This window comes from uncultured Streptomyces sp., assembly GCF_947488945.1.
GTDB lineage: Bacteria > Actinomycetota > Actinomycetes > Streptomycetales > Streptomycetaceae > Streptomyces.
On the sequence record NZ_CANLBS010000006.1, the window covers coordinates 412,917 to 422,615 of the forward strand.

General features: G+C 70.0%; 13 protein-coding genes. All 13 read left to right on the top strand.

Annotated elements, in window-relative coordinates:
* Positions 1-2 precede the first annotated feature (2 nt).
* Complete coding sequence (locus tag Q0994_RS12775) at positions 3-746, top strand: hypothetical protein (protein WP_299532992.1); 744 nt, start codon at positions 3-5, stop codon at positions 744-746.
* A gap of 150 nt (positions 747-896) precedes the next feature.
* Entirely contained in the window at positions 897-1,244 is a 348-nt protein-coding gene (locus tag Q0994_RS12780; RefSeq protein WP_299532994.1) for an SH3 domain-containing protein, read from the top strand.
* Positions 1,245-1,334: 90 nt separating this feature from the next.
* Complete coding sequence (locus Q0994_RS12785; protein WP_299532996.1) at positions 1,335-1,814, top strand: hypothetical protein; 480 nt, start codon at positions 1,335-1,337, stop codon at positions 1,812-1,814.
* Positions 1,811-2,254, top strand: a complete 444-nt coding sequence (locus Q0994_RS12790) for a hypothetical protein (RefSeq protein WP_299532998.1) — start codon at positions 1,811-1,813, stop codon at positions 2,252-2,254. Before Q0994_RS12785 ends, Q0994_RS12790 begins: the two co-directional genes overlap by 4 nt.
* Before the next feature lie 10 nt (positions 2,255-2,264).
* Positions 2,265-2,708, top strand: coding sequence for a hypothetical protein (locus tag Q0994_RS12795; RefSeq protein ID WP_299533001.1), 444 nt, complete (start codon positions 2,265-2,267; stop codon positions 2,706-2,708).
* Positions 2,709-2,745: 37 nt separating this feature from the next.
* The gene (locus Q0994_RS12800; protein WP_299533003.1) at positions 2,746-3,588 is read left to right on the top strand and encodes a winged helix-turn-helix transcriptional regulator; all 843 of its coding nucleotides are present in this window, start codon (positions 2,746-2,748) and stop codon (positions 3,586-3,588) included.
* Positions 3,585-4,103: a regulator gene (locus Q0994_RS12805; protein ID WP_299533005.1), complete on the top strand. Its 519-nt coding sequence runs from the start codon at positions 3,585-3,587 to the stop codon at positions 4,101-4,103. Before Q0994_RS12800 ends, Q0994_RS12805 begins: the two co-directional genes overlap by 4 nt.
* Positions 4,100-5,335, top strand: a complete 1,236-nt coding sequence (locus Q0994_RS12810; RefSeq protein WP_299533008.1) for an MFS transporter — start codon at positions 4,100-4,102, stop codon at positions 5,333-5,335. Before Q0994_RS12805 ends, Q0994_RS12810 begins: the two co-directional genes overlap by 4 nt.
* Before the next feature lie 33 nt (positions 5,336-5,368).
* Entirely contained in the window at positions 5,369-5,671 is a 303-nt protein-coding gene (locus tag Q0994_RS12815; RefSeq protein ID WP_299533011.1) for a hypothetical protein, read from the top strand.
* 50 nt (positions 5,672-5,721) lie between these two features.
* Positions 5,722-6,951: an ATP-grasp domain-containing protein gene (locus Q0994_RS12820; RefSeq protein WP_299533014.1), complete on the top strand. Its 1,230-nt coding sequence runs from the start codon at positions 5,722-5,724 to the stop codon at positions 6,949-6,951.
* Positions 6,948-7,820: a DUF317 domain-containing protein gene (locus Q0994_RS12825; RefSeq protein WP_299533083.1), complete on the top strand. Its 873-nt coding sequence runs from the start codon at positions 6,948-6,950 to the stop codon at positions 7,818-7,820. The genes Q0994_RS12820 and Q0994_RS12825 overlap by 4 nt, the downstream gene beginning before the upstream one ends.
* A gap of 30 nt (positions 7,821-7,850) precedes the next feature.
* A complete protein-coding gene (locus tag Q0994_RS12830; protein ID WP_299533017.1) occupies positions 7,851-8,339 on the top strand; it encodes a hypothetical protein in 489 nt (162 codons plus the stop codon).
* Positions 8,340-8,424: 85 nt separating this feature from the next.
* Entirely contained in the window at positions 8,425-9,444 is a 1,020-nt protein-coding gene (locus Q0994_RS12835) for a collagen binding domain-containing protein (RefSeq protein ID WP_299533019.1), read from the top strand.
* The last annotated feature ends 255 nt before the right edge of the window (positions 9,445-9,699 follow it).

Genomic DNA, 9,699 nt, shown 5'->3' on the forward strand with positions numbered 1-9,699 from the left:
TCTTGTTGTCCCCCACCGAACCGACGCCGGTCAGGAAGTCCATCCCTCAGGTTGACTTCGAATTGGACGACCTCGACGCCGACGAGGAGAGGTACCTCGACGTTTACCGCGCGGTCGCTGTCCACGAGGACATGCTCGTCCCCCTAGCCGAACACCACGAAGGTCCCCAGAGCTACTACGTGCTTTTCGACCGCACCGCCACCTGGGGGCACCCTGGCATGCCACAGATACTCGCCGTCCATCTGCAACGGGATCACGAGAAGCAGACATTCAGCTTCGAGCGGGCGGAGCTGCCGCTCCCCGTGATGGCGCAGTCCTGGCTCATCCACCGAGGCTGCCCGCACGACGCCATCGGCCTCGACTCCGGACTGGGCACGCCGCCAGCGGACGAGGCTACGCGAGCCTTGGAGCGGCGCCTCGTCGACCACGGCGACCACTACGCCATGGGCTACTCCTACACCTGCGAGGACCCGGACGACACGGTCACCGTCGTGGCACTGCGCGCCCTGGACGAGCGAGCTCCCAGCCCGTACCGCGTCGTGGTCGAGGAGGTCGACACCGACGCGTGGACCCACACCCTGCGCGAGGGCGGTTTCGACACGAGCGAGGCCGCCCTGCAGTGGTGCGAAGACCGTCTCACCGGCGAGGCCAGCCCTCTCCCACCGGTCCGCCCATCAGCCGCAGCCATCCCTCCGGCAGGGGTGGCAAAAACCCTTGCCCCGCGCCCGGCCGGCCGCTCCCGCTAAGCGCCACGCCCGACGCGAGCCGCGCAACATAACCGACGATCGCCGGTTAGCCAAACCGGCGATTCTCCGGACTCTTATACAGCCGCCGCGACACCAACCGCGGTGCCATTCAAAGCCAATCCCCCCTGCCTTCACGGAGGTTTGTCCCGCATGCGCTCCACCCGAATTGCCATATCCGCAGCGATGCTCGGCGCGCTCGCTGTGCCCATGCTGTCCGCCACGGCCGCCAGCGCGGCACCCGCCACCGTGGCCGCCGCCCCCGCGAGCAGCTGCTCCTCCCTGCCGCCGCTGCCCTACGAGGTCCACACGGCTGCCGTGACCATCCGGTCCAAGGCCACCACGAAGTCCACCGCGCTCGGCGTGCTCTACCGCAGCCACAAGTTCACCGTGCACAAGAAGAGCGGCAACTGGCTCTACATCACGGACAGGTCGACCGGCGTCAAGGGTTGGGTGTCCGGCACCTACGTCTACCGCGATGTCCGCATGTGCCTGAACTGACAAAGGCGGCACCTGCTTTGGCCGAGCCACCGGGACAGGTGCCCCTCATATTCCTGCAAGGCACCGGCCTTTCCAGAAGGGAGCTCTCTCTTGTCCGACGACATTTCCGCTGACGCTGAGGATGTCGTGGGCGTGCTCACCGAACGGATCGAAGCACGCTACGACATGGACATGGAGCATCTGCAGGCAGCAGTCACCGCCGCGCCGGCCGCCAATCCTGACGCCACCGACATCGTCAAGTGGCACGGCCATCTGGTCGCGGCCCAGGCTGCGCTCAACCGCGCGGAGGACGACCTTCTGACCGCGCTGGAAACACAGCACAGCGAGGTCGACGACCCGACCATGGGCCTCGCCCACCGTGTGAACGCGGCCGTTGCCACCCGCGACGGCCGGGCCATCGTCGTGCGATGGCTCCTGGACCCGGACGCTCTGGGTAAGAAGGCCGCTGCCGAACTCCTTGCCCGCCTGCGCCCGCGAACCGGGCCGGCTGTGCAGACCAGTGCTCCCCAACGCCCGCCAGGGACACCGGCGCAGGCGTCGGCATCGCGGGCGGGTGGGGCCGTCCGATGAGCCGGGACAAGGCCAGCACCATGGACGCCGAGTTGCAGAAGGTCTTCGGGAACCCGGTACCCGAGATGTACGAGGCGGCGGCCGGGCCGGATGCCTCTCCTGCCCTCGCCCGCGCCCTGGAACTTCGCTCCTTCCTCGCGCTCACCGAGGAGCAGGTCGCCCGTGTCCGCGACCGCGTGCACACGGACATGGATCCGGACCGCGATATGGGGGACCTGTCGGCGGACAAACTCCGCGCCGATGCGCAGTGGCTGGAGGCTGCCCTGGACGCACGCGACAGCTATCGCGTAGCCCTCGGAGAGCTGCTGCGCACCATGCCTCCTCCTGGCCAGCTGGCCCGACCCGTCCGCATGGCACAACTCAGAACCACCGCGACCCTGCCCCCGTCCGCCGCCCCGGCACCCCAGCGTGCCGGGGCGGCCCGGGCCCACCGACCGTGAAAGCCGCAGCTTGTCCCACCTCACGTCCGCTGGGGTAGCCGGACGGATCGAGGACCTGTACGGCGCGCCGCTCGCCGACCTTGAAGCCCACGCCTGTGGCCAGGCGCCCGGCATGCTCTCCGCTCTGCTCGGCATGCACGGAACCCTTGCCCTCGCCGAGCGCAGCATCGACTTCCACCGCGACCACCTCGCCCGGCTCATCCACCCCGAGCGCCAGGTCGGCCGGCACGAGGTCTCCCATCTCCTTGACGGTGTACGCCGGCTCGCCGAAGCCGTCGCGGTCCGCGACGTCCAGGCCAAGTCGCTCGACGCCGTTCTGCAGAGCCTCGCCCGCGTCCCGGCCCCGGAGCCGTCCCCGGTGACTCCCTCGCCACCCGTCCCGGCTTCACCCCTTCCGGCCCCGGCCCTTCCGGCCCCGGCCCTTCCGTGCCAGAGCACGGCACACAGCCGCTGATCCGACGATTCCCCCTTACGCACCAGGAGTTCTTCCCGTGGCCATCACTGCTCTGCCTCCCGACACCGACGCCGACATCGCCCGGGTCACCGAGGCCCTCGCCATGATCACCCCACGTTGGAACGTGAGGATCCTGTTGGCGCTGTCCGGGCCGCCGCAGCGTTACAGCGAGTTGGCGGCCAAGGTGTCCTGGCTGCAGAGCGGCCAGCTCCACCCCAAGCTCACCTCGCTGTGCCATGCCGGTCTCGTCGAGCGCACCGAACACACCGCACGCCATGTGACCTACGGCCGCACCGAGCGTGGCGAGGCCCTTCTGCCGGTCCTGCCGGTGATCGTCACCTGGGCCGAGGAGCACCTGGAGACGGCGGACCGCCCGCTGCCCGCGATCGAGCAGATCGAGGACAGTCTCACCCTTCTCACCCGGCGGCACGCCGCCTCCATCCTGTGGGTGCTCAAGACCCGCCAGGACGTCGGCGCGATGGCTCTGGCACGGATCGTGATGCCCAGCAGCGACTGGACCAACGTGTACCCGCCGCTGCGCCAGCTCGTCGCCGACGGCTTGGTCGACACCGAGGGCAACGGCCGGCCCTACAGGCTGTCCGCGGCGGGCGACGGCCTGGGCCCCGTCCTCGGTGCCCTGTCCGCGTGGTCGGCCGGGCAGCCCCTCAGCCAGGCAGCCCAGCACCCGGTCTGGGGGCACCCCCAGACGCAACCCGCACCGAAGTCCTGGGTCAGCAGCCAGCCACGATCTGTCCCGGCGGCCCTCCCGCAGAACCGCACGCTTGAGACTTCTCCGGCGTGGCACAACCGAGATCTCTTCTCCCATGCCACGCCCGCTCGCCCGAAAGCGGCCATCCCGGCGGGAGGCCCGCGCCGATGACCAGCCTCTTCACCCCCGCCGAAGTACACACCGCCGTCAAGCTGCTGGCCTCACGCCCCTTGATCCGCCTGGTCACCGAGATCGACGACAACGGTGCGATACCGCCGCGACGACTGGCCAACACCCTCCCCGACCTCCCCAGGCACCAACAGCGCAGCGCCACCGAAGCCGCACGCGCCCACGGTCTCGTCCGGACCACACCCGGTACCGGACTCGAACTCACCGAGCCCGGGTCGGAGCTGGCTGATCTGTACGACGCGGCAGCTCGCTGGGCCCGCTGCCACGCCTACCCGACACTGGTCTGCGAGTTCAGCAGCCGCATCCGGCACGTCCTCGACCTGCTGACGCCGTCACTCGTGGCCCAGGACCCCGACGGCAGTTCGTGGCCGTCGGGCGCGCGCCTGTTGAGCGCCGAGGCTGTGGCAGACCTCGGCCGTGTCCGCGCTCTGCTGATCCAGTGGCAGGCCGACAACCCCCAGGTCACCCGGACACCCGAGCCCGAGCCGGTCGCGTGAGCACAGCGATTGCACCCCGGCACGCACGCCACAGCGCCGGGCTGATGCGTGGCGTCTACCTGCCCCGCGCGGCAGACGCGTTGACGTCCGCGATGTCCACGTATGGCATCCCGCTGCTGGTCCTGACCACCACGAGCTCCGCCGCGCTGACCGGTACCGCTTTCGCCCTGGAATGGATCCCGCGACTGGCGGCGTCCGGATGGGCGGGAGCACTCGTCGACCGGCGTGGGGCAGCCGCCGTCTTCCACCTCGCCGCCCTGGGACGCGCGCTGGCCCTCGCCGCAGGCGCCGTCCTGCTGCACCTCCACCCATCCGGCCTCGTCGCAAGCGTGACCGTGATGGTGCTCGCGCCGACGACCGGAATGCTCACCGCGATCAGCTACATCGCGGCCGAAACCGCAGGCGCCGCCGCCGGCCGCCGAGCAAAGGGGCAGGCCCATCGCGTACAGGCCATCCTGCTCGGCATCGAACAGACCGCGACCGTCGCCGGCCCGGCGCTCGCCGGAGTGCTACTGCTCGCAGGGCCACCGCCCATGCTCGCCGTGATCACCACGCTCTCGCTCCTTGCCGCGCTGCTCGCCCTACGCACACCCCCCTCGCCCGTCATCCCCACCCGCCCCTCGAAACGACAGCCGGGCACCGGACTCCTCACCGGGTGGCGCACCATCCGTTCCCTTCCCGCCCTCGGCTGGCTCGTGACCGGGCTGACCCTGTCCAACCTGGCCACCGGGCTCCTCCAAGCGGCCAGCCCGGTGATCGTCGTCAAGCACTTCGGGCAGACCACCACAGCCGTCGGCCTGGTCTGGTCCGCAGCAGCCGGAGCGACGCTCCTCAGCGTCACCATCTGCCGGTTCGCCCTCGACCGCCTGGGAATGTGGCCGGTCGGCGCCACCTGCGCCGCCCTCGCCTCACTCGCCTGCCTCGCCGCCGCCCAGGCCCCCGACTATCGCTCGTACCTGGTCCTGATCGCGATCCTGATGGCAGCCGAAGGCGGCATGACGGTGGTTCTGCGCACCTTGCGTTCCCGCCTGATCCCGCCGGAGAAGTTCGGCAGCACCCTGTCGGCGACCGTCCTCATCCTCCTGCTGCCCTTCCCCCTCGCGGGCATCCTCACCGCGCTCACCCCGCCGGACGCACTGGGCCACGTCATCACTGCATGCGCCGCCCTGCAGGCTCTCGGCCTGTTCTGCGCCTTCGCCCGGCTGCGCACCGATCCAGCCCTGCGCACCTGACCCTGCCGCACTCCCCAACCTGTGGAGAACCTCATGCCCGCCGCCATCCTCGGATCACACCGCGCGAGCGGTCGCAGCATCACCGAGCAGTTCCGCGCCTTCGACGCCAACAACCCGCACGTCTATCGCGCCCTGGAACGCCTGGCCGCCCGCCGCCTGGCCACGGGCGCCACCCGCGTCAGCTTGAAGGACCTCTTCGAGGACCTGCGCCGTCAGCTTCCGCACGGCGTCGTCGGGCTGAACAACAGCTACACAGCCCTCTACGCCCGGCTCCTGATCGACGAACACCCGCACTGGGCTGCTGCGTTCGAGCTACGCCGACGCCGTGCCGCCTGAGAGACAACTCGTTCCCATCTCGTCCTGCCGTCCACCGATACGGAGAACCCTTGTCCGCTCGCCCTCTCGTACTTCTGGTTTCCCCGGGGGATGAGACCTATCGCGGCTACTGCCTTGAGCAGGTGGCCGCCGCGTACGATGTCGCCCTGCTCACCGGCACCGAGCCGACGTGGGAGACACCGTTCATCGTCGACCACGCCGTCGTCGACCTGACCGACCCCACAGCCTTGCTCACCGGCGGCCGGGCTCTGGCTGCTCGCCACGACCTCGCCGGCGTGGTCACCTGGGATGAGTGGAACCTCGTACCCACCGCCCGCCTCGCCCGAGCGCTCGGTCTGCCCTCGAACTCCGTCGAGGTGATGCGGGCCTGCCGCAACAAGGCAACCGCCCGCTCCCTGTTCGCCCAGCACGGGGTGCCGTCGGCTGCCTCGATGAAGGCACGAACTCTGCTGGAGGCCGGCCTTGCGACGATGACGCTGGGGTTCCCAGCCGTCATCAAACCCGCCGCCTTCGCCGGCAGCATCGGCGTGATCCGCGTCGACCGCCCCGAAGAACTCCCCGCCGCGTTCGCCTTCGCCTCCGAGGGCGCGAGCCGCAGCCGCGAGGACACCGTTGTCCTGGTCGAGGAGTACCTCGACGGACCGGAGTTCTCCGTCGAGTGCGTCACCCACCGCGGCCAAACCACCGCGGTCGCCGTGACCCGCAAACACCTCGGCCCAGCACCGTACTTCGACGAGACCGCGCACACCGTCGATGCCACCGACCCGCTCCTCACCCAGGTTGCCCCAGCCGCCGCCGCCGCAGTCAGGGCCCTGGGAATCACCGACGGCGTGCAGCACGTCGAGCTGCGCCTCGTGGACGGGAAGCCCCGGCTGATCGAGGTCAACGCCCGGATCGGCGGCGACATGATCGGACATCTCGTCCGCCTCGCCACAGGCATCGATCTGCCCAAGGCCGCCGCCGACCTCGCCTGCGGCCGGGCACCGGACCTCACCCCGACCCGACGAGGGGCAGCGGGCATCCGCATGCTCTACCCGGACGCCTCCGGCACCCTCACCGCACGGCACATCAACATCCCGTTCGCCGCCCACACCCCGTGGCTGCACCAGGTGCGGTGGATCCGCGAGATCGGCGAGCAGCTCCTCCTGCCGCCCGACGGTGACCTCTTCACCGCGAGGGCGGGGTTCTACATCGTCACCGGCCGCAACACCGTCGAGGTCACCGACCGACTCGACACCGCCGCCGATGAGATCACCATCACGACGAGGGCGGACCGCTGAGCCACCAGCCCGATCCGCGCTCCGACGTCGACGGAGACGTCTACGTCTCCCCGCGGTACCTCGCCGGCACCACCGGCATCGGCGACCCAGCCCTCGCTCCCCTCCTCGACCTCGGCTGGGAACTGCGGCACGACGACCTCGGTAACGCGTACACGAACGCCCCCGACCGCAAGATCCGCCTCGGCTACCTCCCCGCAGGCGAGGACGACGGCCTCTGGCGCATCAACGCCTACCAGGACCCGTTCGGGCCGCCGACCTGGGGCGTTTGCTTCAACGACAGCACCCCCACCGAGTTCGTCCAGGCATTCACCACAGCTCTCGCCTCGGCGTACGAGCAGGGCCCGGACGCCTACCTCGCGGCACCGGACTCCCGAAGCGATGACCGCGAGCCGTTCCTGGCCGTCGTCCCCCTCATCAAACGAGGCTGGCAGCTGGAGCGTCCTCGGTGGGGCGTCCTCGCAGTCCAGTCACCCGACGGCCTCGCCGGGATGGAGTTCACCACCGGGCCTCTGGACCCGGAAACCGAACTGACCACCCGAGACGCCCGCTGGCAGCTGTGGGCCGGCAGGTCCATCGACCGACCTGCCTGGTACGCGACCGCCAGCACCGGCACCCCGGTCGCCCTGCTCACTGCCGTCACCCAGTGCGTCTCCGACCCGGCCCCACTGCCCCGCTGGCGCGAAGCGACGTTCAGTTACCGCGAGGGCATGGCCCAGCTCACTTCGATCCTACTGTCCGGCCCGCTGGCTCCCACGCCGCTCGACGTGCAGCGGGCTGTCTCATCCCGACGCCCGGCCGCGCTCCCCGCGACCAGCGTCCCGCGCTGGAGCACCAGCAGCCGACCGGCCCTGCCCGGCCCTCGTCGGTAACACCAGCCCGACCCCGACCGGAGATTCCACTTGTCCCTGCAGGCCGCCGAGTTCTTCGCCGAGCTGTGCCTTCCCTTCCGCGACCACACCGTCGTCGGCAACACCTACTTCGCCGCCCCCGTACCCGGCGCACCGCTGCGGCTGCGGATCGATTTCACCGGCACCATTCACGCGGACACCTACGGCGGGCTGCGTGTCGCGGTCGTCCACCCGGACCGCGGCGAGATCGACGCGGTGGCATTGAGTTTCCTGGACCACGGAACTTTCCACCGCCGCGACGAAGCCGCCAACACCCACCCGAACACCAAGTTGTACGCGGCCTTCGATACCTACCACCGCCCTGGCCGGCCCCCGTGGGACGGGGCTGTCACGACCGGGCTGCGGGATGCCGTGGAGCACTACACCGCCGTCTGGTTCCCTGGCGCCTGGACCGCGTCCGCGCCAAGGCCCACAGTCGGCCGGGCTCCCCGCAGCACTCCTGCCCAACCGGCCTCCCACGCCGGTGCCCGCGCGCGCTGAGCTGCTTCTCGTCTTGCCGCCCGCCAGGCATGTCGTCGGCCGTACTCGCTGGCCTTCCCCTACTGATCAAGGAGTTCTCTTCCTCGTGAATGCACGTCTCGTCCTATCCGCCGCCATAGCCGTCGCGGCGGCTGCCGCCCTCACCTGGGCGCCGGCCGCGAGCGCCCAGCCCTCCGAGCCGCCCCCCTCGGCCCCTGCCGCCTCCGCCGAGACACCAGCCCCGGAGGCGGGCAGAGTTGAGATCACCACGAAGGGCACGGCCGGAGACGCCCTGCCCGGCGCCACGTTCCTGCTGCTCGACTCTGCCGGGCAGGAAGCCGGACGAGGACAGAGCGACGCACAGGGCAAGGTGACCTTCCCCGACCTCGCGCCCGGCATCTACCGGCTCAAGCAGTCGGCTACCGGCAGTCCGCTGCACAAGGTCGTCGCCGACCAGGACGTCATCGTCACTCCGGGCGCGACCACCCGGCTGACGATCACCGACCCGTTCAATGCCGCTCAGGTCCTCCTGCAGGCCAAGGACGACAAGACCGGCAAGCTCCTGCCCGGCGCAACCGTGAACATCGGCACCGGCACCTCCACGCTGCTCACCCTGACCACGGGCGCCAAGGGCACGGCCTCCGGAGAGCTGCCCGTGTCGAGCCGGAGGGCCCAGTTCTGGGTTAAGGAGATCAAAGCCCCCGCCGGCTACGACCTGTACCAGCTGACCAAGACGTTCACCGCTGGTCCCGGCGACCCGGTGACCGTGACCGTCACCAACACCAAGACCACCACCGACCCGCAGCCCGAACCCTCGGGGAAGCCCACGTACACACCCACCGACACCCCCTCCAGCCCAGGCAAGCCGAACAGCGGCATCAGAGGGGTCGCACCGTCCGCGTCGAGCAACGTCACACCAAAAGCCGACTCCTCCACCATCGCCGCTACCCCAGTCGGCGACTCCACACCGAAGACGCCGACGGGAGCCCTCGCCAGCACCGGCGCTGACGCCACACTGTGGCTGATCGGCGGAGCGGCCGTGCTAATCGCAGGAGGCGGAGGCGCCCTCGCCATGGCACGCCGCAGCCGCACCGACAGCCCTGCCGACGACTCCACCGAGAGCTGACCCGCACTCCACCCCCTTCACGACAATGGAGCCCCCGGATTCCACAGACTGGAATCCGGGGGCTCCGTTGTTCACCAGCACATGGACGACTCGTTACGCTGCGGTCGTGATCGAGCCCTCCCCGCTTAGTCGAAACCCGTCTACAGGGGTTCCACCTGTCTCTCGGTCCAACTGCCCACCGGACCACACGAATGGAGAACGCCCAGTGCTCGATGCACATATGAATGGGGAAGGCAGGCGTGGCAAAGGGGCCGT